The sequence below is a fragment of the Escherichia sp. AM3 genome (assembly GCF_032029835.1).
Classification (GTDB): Bacteria; Pseudomonadota; Gammaproteobacteria; order Enterobacterales; family Enterobacteriaceae; genus Escherichia; species Escherichia coli.
Window position 1 is genome coordinate 1 of the sequence record NZ_JAVUPQ010000464.1, and the last position, 710, is coordinate 710.

Annotated in this window: 1 protein-coding gene; it reads left to right on the plus strand. The window is 56.8% G+C overall.

Annotated features, from left to right (window positions below):
• Positions 1-124: 124 nt before the first annotated feature.
• The coding region (locus RTW80_RS26620) for a secretin and TonB N-terminal domain-containing protein (protein ID WP_312721090.1) at positions 125-710 on the plus strand (586 nt) is incomplete at its 3' end.

Sequence of the window (710 nt, forward strand, 5' to 3'; positions counted from 1 at the left end):
CTATTACGCGGTACTGGATAAACATTTCACCACTGTAAGGAAAATAATTCTTATTTCGATTGTCCTTTTTACCCTTCTCGTTCGACTCATAGCTGAACACAACAAAAATGATGATGGGGAAGGTATGACGCCGTTACGCGTTTTTCGTAAAACAACACCTTTGGTTAACACCATTCGCCTGAGCCTGCTGCCGCTGGCCGGTCTCTCGTTTTCCGCTTTTGCTGCACAGGTTAATATCGCACCGGGATCGCTCGATAAAGCGCTCAATCAGTATGCCGCACACAGCGGATTTACCCTCTCGGTTGACGCCAGCCTGACGCGCGGCAAGCAGAGCAACGGCCTGCACGGCGATTACGACGTCGAGAGCGGCCTGCAACAACTGCTGGACGGCAGCGGACTGCAGGTAAAACCGCTGGGAAATAACAGCTGGACGCTGGAGCCCGCGCCCGCACCAAAAGAAGATGCCCTGACCGTGGTCGGCGACTGGCTGGGTGATGCGCGTGAAAACGACGTATTTGAACATGCTGGCGCGCGTGACGTGATCCGCCGTGAGGATTTCGCCAAAACCGGCGCAACCACCATGCGTGAGGTACTTAACCGCATCCCTGGCGTCAGCGCGCCGGAAAACAACGGCACCGGCAGCCACGACCTGGCGATGAACTTTGGCATCCGGGGCCTGAACCCGCGCCTCGCCAGCCGCTCGACCGTCC